The sequence below is a fragment of the Sutcliffiella deserti genome (genome assembly GCF_020037475.1).
GTDB classification, from domain to species: Bacteria; Bacillota; Bacilli; order Bacillales; family Bacillaceae_I; genus Sutcliffiella_A; species Sutcliffiella_A deserti.
Genome location: NZ_JAIQDB010000001.1, coordinates 399,153 through 415,534 on the forward strand (window position 1 = coordinate 399,153; position 16,382 = coordinate 415,534).

Below are 16,382 nucleotides of genomic sequence, written 5' to 3' on the forward strand. Positions count from 1 at the left end.
CCTCCAGATTATTGTTCATTCCCAACAAGGGCACTACCAATTCGAATAAATGTGGCTCCCTCTTCAATCGCAATCATATAATCATTTGACATTCCCATGGACAGCTCGGTACAAGGTGCGTAGGAATAATGCTTAGATTGGATACTTTGTTGTAGATTCTTTAAGTTCCGGAAACATTTCCGCAAAACCTCTTCGTCCTTGGTGTAAGGTGCCATTGTCATTAATCCTACTATTTCCAACTTAGTATAGGAAGATAACTCTTCAATAAAACTTGCTACTTTATTCATTGGTAAACCATGCTTGGAATCTTCTCCAGAAACATTTACTTGTACAAAGCACTTTATCTTTCTAGTAGCTCGTTTATGTATTTCCTCCGCTAAGGAAATTCTATCTAAGGAGTGGATATAATCAACCTTATCAATGATTGTTTTTACTTTTCTGGACTGTAAGGAACCGATAAAATGCCAAGAAGCATTAGAAGAAATAGCCGCCCATTTTTCCAACAAACCTTCATCGCGATTTTCCCCTAAATCCGTTATTCCATTTGCAACTGCTTCCTCTGCTCTGGCTATAGAAACATATTTAGTAACAGCAACAATTGTTATTTTTTTTGGATCTTGTCCCCCAATTAGGCAGGATTTTTCAATATTTTCTTTAATAGTGGCAACATTCTGTTGTATAGAAAAGGTATCATTCATTATTTTGTACCCCTTTCATTCCAATAAAACTCATCATTCTGCCGGTTTTCCCTTTATCTCTACGATGAGAGAAAAACAACTTATCTTCAGAGCTTGTACAAAAAGAGCTACAGATAATATTTGAGTCTTTTACTCCAGCATCCAGGAGCAGTTGTTTGTTGATTTTCTTTAAATCTAATCTATACTGCCCTTTTGCAACCTCTTTATGTACATCGGAGATCTTGGAAGGTGAGAAGACAGATTTAACTTTATCTAGCACGTAGTCATCCACCACGTAAGCTTCAGGAGAAATGGAAGGTCCTATAGCAACCAGAATTTCACTAGAATCGACTCCCTCTGCCTTCCACCGCTCCACCATTTTGGGACCTATATTTTTCACTGTACCTTTCCATCCTGCATGAGCAAGACCAATCAATGAGTGTTCAGGTGAATAGAAATAGATAGGAACACAGTCAGCAAAACATAAAGTTAGTAAAATATCTTTCTTATCAGTATACAATCCGTCAGTTTCTGGAAGTGCATTTTCATAGGAAGTGACACCTTTTCCGATGAAGTTTTCATCCACTTTCTCAATACCAGCCTCATGAACCTGTTCGCAGCCAATCCATCTGCTAGTGGGAAAACGCAAGGAATCGGCTAGAATTTCCTTGTTGCGGCGTACCGACTCTTCTAAATCATCTACATGGAGACCCATATTTAAACTGGTATAGTCCCCCTCACTTACACCGCCCACTTTAGTGGTGAAACCAGTAACAAGGCTGCTATTTAATGAAGTCCAACTTGGAATGGTTAAGGCTTGATTAAAATGTTGAACAAAAGGTTCCGACATACATGACACCTTCTTTATCTGTTTCATACATATTCTTTCACATTGTACCATATTATCCTTGTAAATTAGAATGTTAAGTTAAATTTCGACACAGAAATTCGTCTTTTATTATGGCTTTTTTCGCATTGATTGTTGCTTTCACTTATATCGGTACCACTCGTGCTTTTGAGCTCTTTTCCTTTTCAATTTAGAAATTACGCTAAATTTTGTAGTGAAGAGGGCAGTAAAAAATTCAAAGCTGATTTTTTTACTGACTTATAGCAACAATCTTTAAGGAAAGGGTCTCTATTATTCTTCATATGTCGGTTCCACACTTGATTGGTACCTAACCAAAATAACATCGGAGCCAATCTTGACAATGTTCCTCCATGGGATGACGACTTCTTCATCTTTTCCGAAAAAGCCTAGCATCTTTCCGCCTCCTGTAATAATTATTGCCTCGATTTTTCCGTTCATTAAATTTATATCAATATCGCCTATATTTCCTAGCTTTTTACCGTCTGAAACACTAACAACATCTTTCATCTGGAATTCGGATATTTTAATCACGATCATTCCTCCAATTTAATAAGCATATAATACAATATATGATACCTGTATCCTTATTCATGAAGGGTATTTATAAATAATAAAAATTATATAATTTAAGGGATATAAATTTGCTCTTTTGCAAAAAGATGTTCAAAAGCAATACAAAAAAAGTGACTAGTAGGGAAGAGTAAGGAAAACCTTTATTTCTTGTACTCTAATTAACAGCATAAAACCATATGTATATATTTAGATATAAAAATGGGGCAATAATAAAAGCACCAAACAATTCCTTGTGGGACACAAAGAATGCAGGTGCTTTTTATTCGTTCTAACTTTGAATATTTTTATTCATTTGCTTGATCGCAGCTTTTTCAAGACGAGAAACCTGTGCTTGCGATATTCCAATCTCATCAGCAACTTCCATTTGCGTTTTCCCTTGAAAAAACCGTTTTCTTAAAATGAGCTTCTCTCTGTCGTTTAGACGTCTCATTCCTTCTTTTAGAGCGATTTCTTCAATCCACTGTATGTCCTTGTTCTTTTCATCACTTATTTGATCTAAAACATAAATCGGGTCTCCACCATCATTATAAATTGGCTCAAATAAAGAAACTGGATCCTGGATTGCATCTAAAGCAAAAACAATTTCCTCATGTGGTACTTCAAGTACTTTTGATATTTCCTCTGCGGTAGGCTCTCTGGATGTTTCACTCATTAACCGCTCTCTTACCTGCAATGCCTTATAAGCAATGTCACGTAAAGAACGGGAAACCCTAATCGGATTATTATCCCGAAGATATCGTCTTATCTCCCCGATTATCATAGGTACTGCATATGTAGAGAACTTTACATTTTGACCTAAATCAAAATTATCAATGGATTTCATTAAACCAATGCATCCTACTTGAAATAAGTCATCTACAAATTCACCACGGTTATTAAACCGTTGAATAACACTGAGAACAAGTCTTAAATTACCATTAACAAGCTTTTCTCTTGCAGATAGCTCACCACTTTGCATTTCACGAAACAACTTACGCATTTCTTCATTCTTCAATACAGGGAGCTTAGATGTGTCTACTCCGCAGATTTCTACCTTATTACGTGTCATTCTTTCCCCTCCTAACAGGAGTTGCTGTTCAGAGTTAAGTATCTCCTGTGGAGGGAAAAATATGCACAAGCTATATTTTATCTATTTTGAAAAATTAAGCTATCCCTTATCATTACTGGAAAAAATAATGTAAAATTTTTTTACACCATTTTGTTAAATTCTTTTCTTAGCCTTTTTATGATTCTTTTTTCTAAACGTGATATATAGGATTGAGATATCCCGAGCATGTCAGCTACATCCTTTTGGGTCTTCTCTTCCCCGCCAATCAGTCCAAACCTCAGCTCCATAATTTGCTTTTCCCTCTCGTTTAATTGATCTAATGCTTTTAGAAGTAACTTACGATCAACATTTGCCTCTAAGTCTTTAGTGATAATATCGTCATCTGTTCCTAGAACATCAGATAATAATAATTCGTTTCCATCCCAATCAATGTTCAATGGTTCATCGAATGACACCTCCGAACGGACCTTATTGTTCCGGCGCAGGTACATAAGAATCTCATTCTCAATACAACGGGAAGCGTAGGTAGCAAGTTTTATTTTTTTTTCTGGATTAAAGGTATTAACAGCTTTTATAAGTCCAATTGTGCCGATACTGATTAAATCCTCAATATTAATGCCTGTGTTCTCAAATTTTCTAGCAATGTACACCACTAGTCTTAAGTTTCTTTCAATAAGTATGGAGCGTGCAGCCTGGTCTCCTTTTGGAAGCTTTATTAAAAGATGTGCCTCTTCTTCTTTGGATAACGGTGGCGGCAGTGCCTCACTTCCTCCTATATAATAAATTTCATCTGTTTTGAGTCCCAATTTCATTAATAGTTTATACCATAAGTAAGTGATTCTTATTTTCAGCTTTCCCAAATTAATTCCTCCTTCTTATTTAGCTAGCATGAAATCTTAATCTATCAAGTGCAAATTAGTTAACATGAATAAAGGTATTACTGTTCGTACTTCTTGTTGATGTCCCTATAAGCTAGTTGCATTTTGGAGGTGGTGCTAAAGCCTTCTACCAGCCACAGACTTGTTTAAGATACACACTCATTTACGTCTCCCTGTAGCATTTTCGGATGCACAATCGCGGTGTAATCTCCATCAGATGAGAGTTGTGTTCTTGTTAGACCAATCAAGAACCTTCTTGTTTCATAAAGCTTGTTGTCATGTGAAATTACTGCATTGTCTGGTTTAATGGCAAGCATAAGAGTTGTTTCTTTCCCTACTGCTCGGTAGGGGATGATTCTTATGCGATCAATCCATCCACAATCTTCTGAAAACGTCGGCCACCCCTGTGATTGTTCAATGGAGTCCATAGCATGTACAATCTCCTCGGGAAGGATATCTGTTAAACTGCTAACTTCGACAATCATAACCGGAGTTTTGGTAATGGGATCCTGCAACTGGTTACCACTATCTATCAACCCTGAAATGACAATGTCTTCTTCATTCAAACTTACTGTAATAGCAGCTAATTGGTCGTACCGGAATTTTCTTGTTTCAACAGTGTTAAATTGTTGCTTTGATAAGTACAAAAGGAGAGGAAATCCAACGATTACAAACATCCAAGACACGGGATCGCCAAGTCCTGTTGATAATGTTAGGATGGTATCATTTGCAAACTGATGATCTACTCTTAAAAAGTAATGTATAGCAAACATTCCTCCACCGGCAGTAAAAGTCGTTATATAGAATACAGTCAGATTTTCTACAAAATTACGAAGTCGGTGAAAACCAAAACTTACTAGAATCATACAAAGTGAAAAAGCAAGCTTGACCATCATATTCGTCACGATCATTTGCAGGGGAGTAAACATCAAAACGACAATCAAGGAACCTATAAATGCTCCCGCTATTAATCTCCAAACAGAAACCTGGCGTTTTAAAATAAGACAAGTAATTTTTAACAGTAGAAAGTCAAAAGCAAAGTTTAAGAGCCAGATGGCATCTAAATAAACTGTCAAGTCATTCCCTCATTTATACCTTTTTGTATTGACTATTTCCGTATACTTTGTTGCCTTTACGCATGTTGGATCTATCACGTCATGCTCATAGTTGTCGTTTGAATATGGCACTCTTTTTTTGTCTGGGTAGGACAGTAAAAAATCCAGTTGCCGATTTTTTACGGGAAGCTACAACAATATTTACGACAAGAGTCTTTGTATTTGAAACTAGTATATATTACTATCTCTGAGAAAGTCTGTCGCTTTGTGCCGATGCTAGCTTACAATTTTTGAAGGTTTTTTTGCTTATTTGTCGGGGGGCAATATATAAAGGAATGGATTTTCCATTGATAGACTTTAATAAGGGGCAGGGAGTGGAAAGGGGGAATTTAATTGGATTTGAGCAAGTATTAATGATTGGGTAATTACTTATTTCCTTAAAACTGAGTAGTTTTAGTACGATAATACGAGAAAAAACCACACAAAAAGAGCGCCAAATCATTAAGAGTTGGCACTCTTTCTAGTATCATGGGAATTACCAAATGAATTGTTTATCTGCGACGATTTCTGTTACGCAAGAACGTTGGAATATCCAAAGTCTCTTCACCTTGCTGCTGTTGCTGAGGTTGCTGTTGACGTGTTGTCTCCTGTTGTTGAACAGGATCTTCACGCTTCACTTCGCGTTTTTGCTGTACTGGCGATTTTTGAGCACCGAACACAGGACGTGCACCTGGTTTGGTATGGTTGATTTCTGCTTCAGTGAAACCTGTAGCAATAACCGTAACTACGATTTCATCTTTAAGGTTTTCATTAATTACAGAACCAAAGATCATATTTACTTCTTGATCAGATGCACTTGCAACAATATCTGCTGCTTCTTGAACTTCGTAAAGACTTAAATTCGTACCACCCGTAATATTCATTAATACCCCTTGTGCTCCATCGATTGAAGTTTCGAGAAGTGGTGAGGAAACTGCTTTTTTAGCCGCTTCTGCTGCTCGATTTTCACCAGTCGCTACACCGATTCCCATTAATGCAGAACCTTTGTTAGACATAATAGTTTTCACATCGGCAAAGTCAAGGTTGATTAATCCTGGTGTTGCTATTAAGTCGGAAATACCTTGTACACCTTGACGTAATACGTTGTCTGCTTCACGGAATGCTTCAAGCATCGGTGTGTTTTTATCAACGATTTCCAATAAACGATCATTAGGGATAACAATTAAAGTATCCACTGCTTCTTTCATTGCTGCAATTCCACCAGCAGCTTGTGTGGCACGTTTTCGACCTTCAAAAGTAAATGGTCTTGTTACAACTCCTACTGTTAAAGCTCCTAAGTCACGGGCAATTTGAGCGATAACAGGTGCAGCACCAGTACCAGTTCCTCCGCCCATTCCAGCTGTTACGAATACCATGTCCGCACCTTTTAGAACTTCTTCTAATTGCTCTTTACTCTCTTCGGCAGCCTTTTTTCCTACTTCTGGATTCGCTCCAGCACCTAGACCACGGGTAAGTTTGCCTCCAATTTGCATTTTCGCCTCTGCTCTAGAGAGATTTAATGCTTGGGCATCTGTATTCACAGCTATGAATTCTACGCCTTGAACACCATGCTCTATCATACGATTTACAGCGTTATTTCCGCCTCCACCTACTCCGATTACTTTAATGGTAGCTAATTGATCGATACTAGTATCAAAATCTAACATGACTGTTCCTCCTAATTCTAAGAAAGTACTAACAAACTCTAAAACTATTATTCAAAGAAGAGACCAAAAAATTTCTTTACTTTTGTTCCAACTTTTTCTTCTTCGTTTACGGGTTTAGTTTGCTTTCCTTTTTGTTGTGTTGGTTTAGCACTACGTTTTTCTCCATGATCTACGGAAGCTGAGGTACTCTCGATTTTTCTACCCTGAAGCTTTGCATTTTTATATGCAAATTGAATTAGACCCACTCCAGTGGTGTATTGAGGCTCTCTTACTCCAATATAATCTGGTACAGCTTTACGAATATTATTATTAAGTATTAATTGTGCTAATTCTAACACACCGGGCATTGTAACAACACCACCAGTTAGAACAAATCCACCTGGAATTTCTCGTACACCTAATCTTTTAATCTCATGTTCTACGAGTTCAAAGATTTCTTCCATTCTAGCTTCAATTATATCGGATATTTCTAATTGACTAAACTGCTGATGCTGATCACTGCCTATTATAGGAACACTAAAAACCTCTTCTTCCGAAGCATGATCATAAAATGCATGTCCATGTTTCAGCTTGATTTTTTCAGCATCTTCAGTTGAAGTACGCAATCCGATGGAAATATCTTTAGTGATATATTCCCCTCCGATAGGAAGGACACTGGTAGCCTTAAGAAATCCATCCTCATATACAGCGATGGTAGTAGATCCTCCACCAATATCAATCAATGCCACCCCAAGGTTCTTTTCATCCTTGGATAAAGCAATCGATCCAGAAGCTAGTGGTTGTAAACAAATATCTGTAATTTCTAACCCCGCCTTTTCCACACAACGGAGTAAATTATGTAGTACTGTTTTAGAACCAGTAATAATGGTTCCTTCCATTTCCAGGCGAACGCCAAGCATGCCTCGCGGGTCATTAATTTCATCTAATCCATCTACAATAAATTGTTTAGGAATACAATCAATTATTTCACGCTCAGGAGGAATGGAGAAAACTTGAGCAGCGTCTATAACTCTTGCAATATCTTCGTTAGCAATTTCCCTATTTTCACTGGAAACTGCCACTACACCGTGACAATCTTGGAGTTGGACATGATTGCCCGTAACCCCCACTACTACCCGGTTAATAGGCATCCCTACCATTCTTTCTGCTTGTTCAATTGCTTTTTTAATGGAATGAACTGTTTCATCTATGTCTACTATTGATCCTTTTCGTAAACCGGTTGATTTTACATTACCGACTCCAATAATATTTAAAGTATCATTTACCATTTCGCCAATGATTACCTTAACACTAGATGTACCGATGTCTAAACTTACGTAAATTTCATTGCTGTTCATTCTATGGCACCTCCTTCTACTACTCAACAATAAATTATATAGAACAACAAATTGCAAAACATATTATATTAGAAAGTATTCCACACATATTATGTTTTCCCTTTTTTATAAACTATTTTTTTTCGTCTTTTCTTTAGAAATGGACCATTTGGATAATAATATCCTTCTAATTACAGCTATATTTTGAAATAACCTTACACCGAAGGCGAAAACTGCAGCTAAATATAAGTCTACACCAAGATGGACACCGAGAAAAGCTAAACTTGCAGCAAGTAATATATTAAAGAAAAAACCAGAGACAAATACTTTATCATCATAATTATTTTGCAAGTGGGCCCTGATTCCTCCGAATAATGTATCTAGTGCTGCCAGAACTGCAATAGATAAATAATTTGAGTATTCATCTGGAACTCTAATTTCCGAGTACAGACCTAATACAATTCCTACCAAAAGCCCTAAGAGTGGTAACCACATCTTATGTTCCCTCCTCTTCAGCCTTCACCGGCTCCATATATTTAACCCGGAGGGACTCATCATATGCTGGAATTGTTACATGATTAATTGGAGTAGAAACTTCAAGAAGTAGATTTTCGATTGCAAACTCATCCATAGCTCTGGATACTTGCAAGCGGTTATACAATTTTGAAGGATCACTTGTAATTACAATTATTTCAAAATTTGAATTTGGTATCCATGCATTATTTACTTTTGTTCTTCCATTTATTTCTCTTATCACTGTATTGTTTACAATACGCTGACCAGCTATTGAAATATCCTCACTATCATAAGAGTTTATCTCATTAATAAAACGTCTTAATAGCTCTGCGGAAATATTCCCTTGCACTTGACCTAACATTTCTTCGCCAAATAAGGGGTTAACCGTCATTTTAATGCCTGGCCCACTTACTTCTGTTAAACCCGCTTCTTTTTTTAACTCCTCTAATGTATCACGAATGACTACTTCCTTCGATTCGCTTCGTTCCCTTTTGTACTCTTCTAAGGTAGCATCATACTTTCTCACTTCTTTTATGATGTGTGACTGTATTTCTTGCTCTCTCTTTAAATCGCTTCTAATCTCCCATGTATCACGGGTATCGCGAACGATGGGTTGTTTCACTGTTTGAAATTGGACGGCAATCATCAGTCCTACAATCATTGTAATAATAGCGAAACTAAATTTCCGTTTGTTCACCTAGAACACCTATCCTTACCCAAAAATACGGCCCATTTGATCTATTGAATGACAGGCTCCAGAATTATTGTCTCTTTTTCAATCATTTTCACTGTAATGTTATCTGCTACCAATTGGTCCTTTACTCCACCTAGAATATTAAGCGCAGGAATAAGTACTTCGGGATCCCCAATAGCGCTTATGACAAAGGGTGCCGGGAACTGATTACCATCTATTGTAATCACTGGGCCATTACATATTATATAGGAGTTTTTTGTTATACGTTGGCCATTAATGGCAACGGCAGCCGCACCCGAAATAAACAACTCATTCATCACATTAAAGACATGACTTTCATGAACTATGTAGTTGTTTACATTTTCTTGGGATGGAACATAAGAAGCATCAGATAGTGTAACCTCTACCCCTCTCCCTTGCACCTTCACTTTACCGGTGTACATGCGAAGCTTTTCAACATCTTCAACAAGATTGAACAACAACTGCTCACCCTCAGCAAGTTCTTCTTCTATCAATGAAACTTCTTCTTGTTTTTTTTGCAGTTCTTGCTGTAACTCTAACGTACGTTCTTCTGTTTTGATGAGTGTTTCTCGAATGGAATAGTCTCGCTCCCATTGCTTGTCCGTCCCTTTATTATCTTCCTCTTGAGTTAATTGATACGAGTAGGAAATGATGAATCCAAGCACAAGACAAACAAAGGATAAGACAACGTGTTTACCGTTCACCTTCATCTGTTTCTTCATCTCCAACTGATTCGTAAGGTTTAAAAAAAGTCCCAACCTCTATGTTGATAATTCCTTTTAGATTTGGATCCAACTCCGCGACAAGCGAAGGATAGTTTGTCATTTTAGCAGAAAAATCTCTAACCGTAGCACTAACTTCATAGCCATCATTCATAAATAAAGTTATATGGTATGGATCGATATCTGTTGGAGTGTGATGTATTTCTGAAATAGCGTAAATTATCGAATCGGGAAGTTTCATAAGTTCACTGATAAATTCCTCGACCTTATTCCCTTCCTTCCAGTTCATCATTAATGGGGCGTCATCTGGTAAGGCGTCTTGTCCAACCGCTTCCAATATCTTCCCGTTCTCTATTACTGGATAGTAAGCACCCTCTTCGAAAATATATGCAATCCGATTGTATTCACCAACGGTTATATTCACTTTATTCGGAAATACCTTATTGACTTCGGCCTCTTTTAGCTCTTTATGCTGTAGGATGGAAATGGATGCTTTTTCTTCGTCCACTCGCCAAATACTTGTTTCTCTAGTAATCTTGCTTAGTTTAATAATCTCTTCATCTGTTACATGACGGTTTCCACTAACATCAATATCGGAAACTTTACTTAAAGAGGATTGCGAATAAATTATTAAAGATATCAGTATGAAAAATAAGGATAAATAGAATATCAATCTCCTGTTAGCCTTTTGTTTTCTCTGCTCTTTTAATTTAGGAACACGATCTTCTAATGTAACAACTTTCCCTTTTTCCATGTATTACGTTTTCACCCCACCGCATGGCAAATGCATGCTGTTATTATGCACTGATTTTCTAGCATAATTATATCACATATGGGGTGAAAAAAAGAGGTTTAAAATACTATTTTCTTCCTATTATTTCGACTTCAGTTTCTAAATTAACATTATATAATTCTAAGATTGTTTTTTTAATATAATCAATTAGATCCTTTACATCCTGTGCCTTGGCTTTATTGTCATTTACAATAAAATTCGCATGCATTTCTGATACCTTTGCCCCGCCGATGGTATATCCTTTGAGTCCTGCTTCTTCGATCAATTGACCTGCATATTTTGGCAAAGGATTACGGAAAATGCTTCCTGCACAAGGGTAATTAAATGGCTGGGTATCTCTGCGGTAGTCTTTATTTTTCTGCAGTTGCTTAACTACATCTTCACGATTTCCTTCTTCTACGTTTAAAATCGCTTCTAAGCAAATACCCGGGCGCTCTTTTTGAAGTAGAGAAGTTCGATAGGAAAACCTTAATTCATCAGGAGTCAACCATTTCATTTCCCCATCTTCAAATAGGATATGTGCTTTCTTTAGCACCTTTGATATGTCAGAACCATGTGCTCCTGCATTCATATAGACCGCTCCGCCCAATGAACCTGGAATTCCTCCAGCGAATTCCAAACCGGTAAGCCCTTTTTTACTTACAATCGTAACAAGTTTAATTAGGCTATATCCTCCGCCAGCAATCACTTCATTTTCCTTTATTTCTAAGTGATCCATTCCGTTGCCAAGTTTGATCACAACGCCTTCTATCCCCAAATCAGAGACTAGAAGGTTGGAGCCCCGACCAATCGCAGTCCATTTCACCTTATATTTATGGATGATTTTCATCGTTTCCTGAAGTTTTTCCAAGCCGCTCGGTTCAACCAATATATCGGCGGGTCCGCCTATTTTCATCGTTGTATGGTTGGCTAAAAGTTCATTCGCCAACACTTTTCCCACTTCTGCTCTTTGTAATTCTTCTACTAACTGTTCCATAAGCCCTCCTATATACACGTTCTATCAACATTCAGTTTTTTTGTTGTTTCCACCACAAGATCTCAAATCACTAATAATAAAACGCATCTATTACTCAATTAGATAGTTGGTTTAAAATACCGGGTGATAGTTGTGAACTTTTTAGTTTTCTCTGTTAATATATGCAGTAGAAAAAAGAATGGCACATTAGCCCATCAATGGTGTTATTCTACTAAAAGAACATTGTATGTATTTAATAATTGATAAGACCATTAAATTTTATACCCATACTACTAGCATTGTAAACCTTCTTAACATCATTCTAGAATATTATTTTCAGTACTGTAGATTGCTGCATTTAACCATAATATCTATATACTATCTCCCCATATAGGGATGTGCAATCAAATCAAGGGATTGTAATAAAATTTTTATTAACTGTTACACAACTAAAATGCTTTGTAATATTCTATTAGTTTTTAGCTGCGTTAAACACCTCTAACACTTTTGGCGGGGCAATAGGACTGTTCGAGGCCACTGAAAAACTGAAAACATATAGTTTTGTGTGGCTTCTAGCTGTGGATTGGAGTAAATGGCGTAGACTCCAGCGGGAGAGTAGCGACAAGCTTGAGACCCCGCAGGGCATAGCCCGAGGAGGCTCAAGGTCGCCCTCTGGATAAGCGAAGCCATTTGCGGAAAGTAACAGCGGTGTTTAACACAAACCTAAAATTATGTACTTTATCAGTGGCCTCGGACTGTTCCTTCGCCTTTTGGTACATTCATCGCTTTAGAGCTATTATTATCCATCTTTTACAGAGCAAAAGAAAAAGAAAAACCGATTCTTTCTCTTGCAGAAAGAATCGATCTCTTTATCGAATATTGAATACCTACTAATATTTTGCATACCTGCTGATATTAAGTAATACACCAACAGCTAATAGCATTAATGTTAAAGATGAACCTCCATAACTCAAGAAAGGTAAAGTGATTCCGGTTACCGGCATTAACCCAGTGACCACTCCCACGTTAATAAATACTTGAATAGCGATCATTGCAATTATTCCAACAGCAAGAAAACTTCCATAGAGATCAGGTGCCCCAAGCGCAATGCGAATGCCGCGCCATAATAACAGAGTGAACAATAGCACAACAAAAGTTCCGCCAATAAAGCCAAGTTCCTCTGCAAGAATGGCGAAAATGAAATCAGTTTGAGGTTCAGGCAGGTAGAAAAATTTTTGCCTGCTTTGACCTAATCCCAATCCAAGCAACCCACCCGGACCAATGGCGTATAATGATTGAATAATTTGAAAGCCACTTCCTAAAGGATCTTCCCAAGGATTCAAAAAAGATGTAATCCTTTTTATACGATAGGGGGCAGATAATATTAAAACAACAAATCCCGCCACACCGATTAAACCCAATCCAACAAAATGACTTATTCTTGCCCCTGCTACATAAATCATTACAATACATGTCCCAACCATTACTGTACCCGTACCAAGGTCAGGTTGCATCATGATCATACCAAAAGCTAAGAAAACTAGTCCAAGGCTCGGAACAAGCCCTTTCTTAAAAGATGTAATTTTCTTTTGGTTTTCACTCAGGTACTTAGCCAAGAAAGCAATCATCGCTAACTTCATAAATTCAGAGGGCTGAATAGAAAACGCTCCTACTCCGATCCAACTTCGTGAACCATTGCGCTCCATCCCTATACCAGGAATCAGCACTAGAATAAGTAAGAAGAAACAAAGGAGGATTAACATCTTTGCCCAGGTTCTCCATGTCCAATAATCCACATTCATAATAAAAAACATTGAAACAACCCCAAGCACCGCAAATAGAAGCTGCCTTTTTGCAAAGAAAAAGGTGTCATTGAATTTATAATCGGCCCAAACAGCACTAGCGCTATAAACCATTATTAGTCCTACGGTTAACAAAGTCAGGGTCGTTAATATTAAAATTAAATCAGGAGTGGATCGCTTTTTCAACAATGTGGAACACCTCTGAGACTTATATTAGAGCATGAGGAAATTATGTAACATCACACTTTCCTCTATTAGCCAAAAAAGCTTTGTTCACAAGTTACCAGCCCCACAAAGAAGCATTACAGGCAACTATTAGAACAAAGCCTTTTCCAATTTGGCCAAGCCCTTACTTAAGCTTATGCACGGCGTTTATAAAAATGTCACCTCGTTGTTCAAATGTTTTATATTGATCCCAACTAGCACAAGCGGGAGACAATAAAATTACATCACCTTCATTTGACATTTCATAAGCGACCGGAACGGCCTTTTCCACATTATCGACACGTTTTATCTCTTTTATTCCAGCATCTCTAGCAGTTTTCTCCAATTTTTCTGCTGTTTCCCCAAAAGTAATAATTGCCTTTAAGTTTTGAAGGTACGGTAGAAGATCATCAAACTCGTTTCCTCGATCTAATCCGCCAGCAAGCAGAATTACGTTTTCATTAAAAGCTGAAATCGCTTTTTGAGTCGCTAGTATATTTGTAGCTTTAGAATCATTATAAAATCTTCTTTTTTGAATGGATTCAACGAATTGTAAACGGTGTTTAACCCCAGTAAAGCTGGTAAGCACTTTAATAATCGATCTGTTTGAAACTTCTTTAAGCTTAACAGTTGCAACTGTAGCCAGAATGTTTTCAAGATTATGTTTTCCTGGAAGAACAATTTCGTCTATATCTATTATTTTTTCATCATTAAAATAAATAGCCTCATTTTTCAGATAAGCTCCATCTACCTTCTTTGATACCGAAAATGGAACAATCGTTACATTTTGATTTTTTATCAATTTCATGATAAGCGGGTCATCTGCATTAACAACAGCATAGTCTTTTGAAGTTTGGTTCTCCATGATTGCAATTTTCGCTTTTGCATAATCTTCCATTGTTCCATGATAGTCGAGGTGTGCTTCAAAAATATTGAGCACTACCGAAATTCTTGGCCGGAACGTTTGAATTCCCATTAGTTGAAAGGAGGAAAGCTCTGTAACCAAAATATTACTAGAATCGGCTTGTTGAGCTACTTCTACTGCAACATTTCCGATATTCCCTGCTATTAAAGGGTTTTGATTGTCTTGTTCAAGTATCTCGTTAATAAGCGTCGTCGTGGTCGTCTTTCCGTTTGATCCTGTAATGCCGATAAATTCTGCTTCACTAACCTGATAGGCAAGCTCCACTTCTGTTAATACTGGAATCCCTTTTGCGATAGCAGCTTCCACTATAGGGTTATTATAGGGAATTCCCGGATTTTTAAAAACAACATCAATTTGTTGATCAAATATACTCAAAGGGTGACCACCACAGACTACTTGCATCCCTTTTGCTTGAAGATCCCTTGCCTGTTCATTGCCCTCCATTGGACTGCGATCATTGACAATTACTTTGGCTCCTATTTTATGTAATAAAATTGCGGTTGCTGTTCCACTTTTTGCAAGTCCTAGAACAAGCACGTTTTTACCTTTATATTGGTTAATTAATTTCATACTAGATCCACACCTCTAAATAAATTCCTAGCATTGCACACAGCAGCCCTACCGTCCAGAACGAAACGACTACTCTCCACTCTGACCATCCAACTAACTCATAGTGGTGATGCAATGGACTCATTTTAAACACTCGTCTTCCAGTAGTTTTAAACGAGAGTACCTGAATAATTACCGAAAGTGTTTCGAGAACGAATACCCCGCCTATAATAATTAAAATGATTTCAAGTTTTACTAAAACCGCAACTGTGGCAATGGCACCACCTAATGCTAATGAACCAGTATCCCCCATAAATACTTTAGCTGGATGTGCATTAAAAACTAGAAAACCCAATAATGCCCCTACAACTGCTACAGAGAAGATAGAAACTTCGAACTGTGATTGATTCCATGCTAAAATGGCAAAAGCACCAAAGGCAATGGCAGCAGTACCTGACACAAGTCCATCCAAACCGTCTGTAAGATTAACAGCATTAGAAAATCCTACAAGCCAAAAAATTAGAAAAAGTACATAGAAAAACCCTAGATCAAAGGAAATGGCTGTTCCAGGAATAGAAACGGCGGTAGAAAATTCAAATTGAATAAAAACAAGATAAAAGACAACTGCAATAATGACCTGCCCAATCAATTTCTGCAAGGAAGTTAATCCTAAGTTTCGTTTCAATACGACTTTAATAAAATCATCCAAGAAGCCAAGAAGACCATATCCAACCATAACAAAAAGCAGTAGGTAGGTTTCCACTGACGTTTCAGCGAATTGTCCGGTAATTACAAGTGTAGTAACTACAACAGATAATAAAATCATTAACCCTCCCATTGTGGGAGTTCCTGTTTTCTTTTGGTGTGACTGTGGCCCTTCCTCTCTAATGCTTTGGCCAAATTTCAATCTGCGTAGGAAGGGAATAAATATTGGTGATAATAGAACTGTTATTAAAAATGACATAACGATTGCAAAAAGAATGATTTGTTGCTGCATCGCTATTCCCTCCTCTCTTTTTATCGGGATTAGAGGTATTATCACCAAAAGCATCATTATAGAAATAGGGGTTATAACAGAAA

The 16,382-nt window shown here is 37.4% G+C and carries 16 protein-coding genes; all 16 read right to left on the reverse strand.

The window, feature by feature from the left end:
• Positions 1-8: 8 nt before the first annotated feature.
• Positions 9-698 (reverse strand): YggS family pyridoxal phosphate-dependent enzyme, encoded by a 690-nt coding sequence (locus tag K9B36_RS01900; protein WP_223700305.1) that lies wholly within the window; start codon positions 696-698, stop codon positions 9-11.
• Complete coding sequence (gene pgeF, locus K9B36_RS01905) at positions 691-1,527, reverse strand: peptidoglycan editing factor PgeF (protein WP_223700306.1); 837 nt, start codon at positions 1,525-1,527, stop codon at positions 691-693. The genes K9B36_RS01900 and pgeF overlap by 8 nt, the downstream gene beginning before the upstream one ends.
• 288 nt (positions 1,528-1,815) lie before the next feature.
• On the reverse strand, positions 1,816-2,076 hold the full coding sequence (locus K9B36_RS01910; protein ID WP_223700307.1) for a YlmC/YmxH family sporulation protein: 261 nt from the start codon (positions 2,074-2,076) through the stop codon (positions 1,816-1,818).
• A gap of 310 nt (positions 2,077-2,386) precedes the next feature.
• Positions 2,387-3,166 (reverse strand): RNA polymerase sporulation sigma factor SigG, encoded by a 780-nt coding sequence (gene sigG, locus K9B36_RS01915; protein ID WP_060665819.1) that lies wholly within the window; start codon positions 3,164-3,166, stop codon positions 2,387-2,389.
• Between the two features lie 140 nt (positions 3,167-3,306).
• The gene (gene sigE, locus K9B36_RS01920) at positions 3,307-4,026 is read right to left on the reverse strand and encodes an RNA polymerase sporulation sigma factor SigE (RefSeq protein WP_223700308.1); all 720 of its coding nucleotides are present in this window, start codon (positions 4,024-4,026) and stop codon (positions 3,307-3,309) included.
• A 164-nt stretch (positions 4,027-4,190) separates the two neighbouring features.
• Complete coding sequence (gene spoIIGA / locus K9B36_RS01925) at positions 4,191-5,120, reverse strand: sigma-E processing peptidase SpoIIGA (RefSeq protein ID WP_223700309.1); 930 nt, start codon at positions 5,118-5,120, stop codon at positions 4,191-4,193.
• 530 nt (positions 5,121-5,650) lie between these two features.
• Positions 5,651-6,805 (reverse strand): cell division protein FtsZ, encoded by a 1,155-nt coding sequence (gene ftsZ, locus K9B36_RS01930; RefSeq protein WP_223700310.1) that lies wholly within the window; start codon positions 6,803-6,805, stop codon positions 5,651-5,653.
• Positions 6,806-6,852: 47 nt separating this feature from the next.
• On the reverse strand, positions 6,853-8,142 hold the full coding sequence (gene ftsA / locus K9B36_RS01935; protein WP_223700311.1) for a cell division protein FtsA: 1,290 nt from the start codon (positions 8,140-8,142) through the stop codon (positions 6,853-6,855).
• Positions 8,143-8,247: 105 nt separating this feature from the next.
• Complete coding sequence (locus K9B36_RS01940) at positions 8,248-8,616, reverse strand: small basic family protein (RefSeq protein ID WP_223700312.1); 369 nt, start codon at positions 8,614-8,616, stop codon at positions 8,248-8,250.
• Between the two features lies 1 nt (position 8,617).
• On the reverse strand, positions 8,618-9,334 hold the full coding sequence (locus K9B36_RS01945) for a DUF881 domain-containing protein (RefSeq protein WP_223700313.1): 717 nt from the start codon (positions 9,332-9,334) through the stop codon (positions 8,618-8,620).
• A gap of 41 nt (positions 9,335-9,375) precedes the next feature.
• Positions 9,376-10,062, reverse strand: coding sequence for a DUF881 domain-containing protein (locus K9B36_RS01950; protein ID WP_223700314.1), 687 nt, complete (start codon positions 10,060-10,062; stop codon positions 9,376-9,378).
• Positions 10,046-10,828 (reverse strand): cell division protein FtsQ/DivIB, encoded by a 783-nt coding sequence (locus tag K9B36_RS01955; RefSeq protein ID WP_223700315.1) that lies wholly within the window; start codon positions 10,826-10,828, stop codon positions 10,046-10,048. Before K9B36_RS01955 ends, K9B36_RS01950 begins: the two co-directional genes overlap by 17 nt.
• A gap of 106 nt (positions 10,829-10,934) precedes the next feature.
• Positions 10,935-11,843: a UDP-N-acetylmuramate dehydrogenase gene (murB, locus tag K9B36_RS01960; RefSeq protein WP_223700316.1), complete on the reverse strand. Its 909-nt coding sequence runs from the start codon at positions 11,841-11,843 to the stop codon at positions 10,935-10,937.
• A gap of 869 nt (positions 11,844-12,712) precedes the next feature.
• Positions 12,713-13,813, reverse strand: coding sequence for a stage V sporulation protein E (spoVE, locus tag K9B36_RS01965; protein ID WP_223700317.1), 1,101 nt, complete (start codon positions 13,811-13,813; stop codon positions 12,713-12,715).
• A 160-nt stretch (positions 13,814-13,973) separates the two neighbouring features.
• Complete coding sequence (gene murD / locus K9B36_RS01970) at positions 13,974-15,323, reverse strand: UDP-N-acetylmuramoyl-L-alanine--D-glutamate ligase (RefSeq protein ID WP_223700318.1); 1,350 nt, start codon at positions 15,321-15,323, stop codon at positions 13,974-13,976.
• 1 nt (position 15,324) lies between these two features.
• Positions 15,325-16,299, reverse strand: a complete 975-nt coding sequence (gene mraY / locus K9B36_RS01975; RefSeq protein WP_223700319.1) for a phospho-N-acetylmuramoyl-pentapeptide-transferase — start codon at positions 16,297-16,299, stop codon at positions 15,325-15,327.
• Positions 16,300-16,382: the final 83 nt, after the last annotated feature.

Bases quoted from the DNA above. Each gene is read 5' to 3' on its own strand.
- K9B36_RS01900 (WP_223700305.1), bottom strand. From the start codon at position 698: ATGAATGATACCTTTTCTATACAACAGAATGTTGCCACTATTAAAGAA.
- pgeF (WP_223700306.1), bottom strand. From the start codon at position 1,527: ATGTCGGAACCTTTTGTTCAACATTTTAATCAAGCCTTAACCATTCCA.
- sigG (WP_060665819.1), bottom strand. From the start codon at position 3,166: ATGACACGTAATAAGGTAGAAATCTGCGGAGTAGACACATCTAAGCTC.
- ftsZ (WP_223700310.1), bottom strand. From the start codon at position 6,805: ATGTTAGATTTTGATACTAGTATCGATCAATTAGCTACCATTAAAGTA.
- ftsA (WP_223700311.1), bottom strand. From the start codon at position 8,142: ATGAACAGCAATGAAATTTACGTAAGTTTAGACATCGGTACATCTAGT.
- K9B36_RS01940 (WP_223700312.1), bottom strand. From the start codon at position 8,616: ATGTGGTTACCACTCTTAGGGCTTTTGGTAGGAATTGTATTAGGTCTG.
- K9B36_RS01950 (WP_223700314.1), bottom strand. From the start codon at position 10,062: ATGAAGGTGAACGGTAAACACGTTGTCTTATCCTTTGTTTGTCTTGTG.
- K9B36_RS01955 (WP_223700315.1), bottom strand. From the start codon at position 10,828: ATGGAAAAAGGGAAAGTTGTTACATTAGAAGATCGTGTTCCTAAATTA.
- murB (WP_223700316.1), bottom strand. From the start codon at position 11,843: ATGGAACAGTTAGTAGAAGAATTACAAAGAGCAGAAGTGGGAAAAGTG.
- murD (WP_223700318.1), bottom strand. From the start codon at position 15,323: ATGAAATTAATTAACCAATATAAAGGTAAAAACGTGCTTGTTCTAGGA.
- mraY (WP_223700319.1), bottom strand. From the start codon at position 16,299: ATGCAGCAACAAATCATTCTTTTTGCAATCGTTATGTCATTTTTAATA.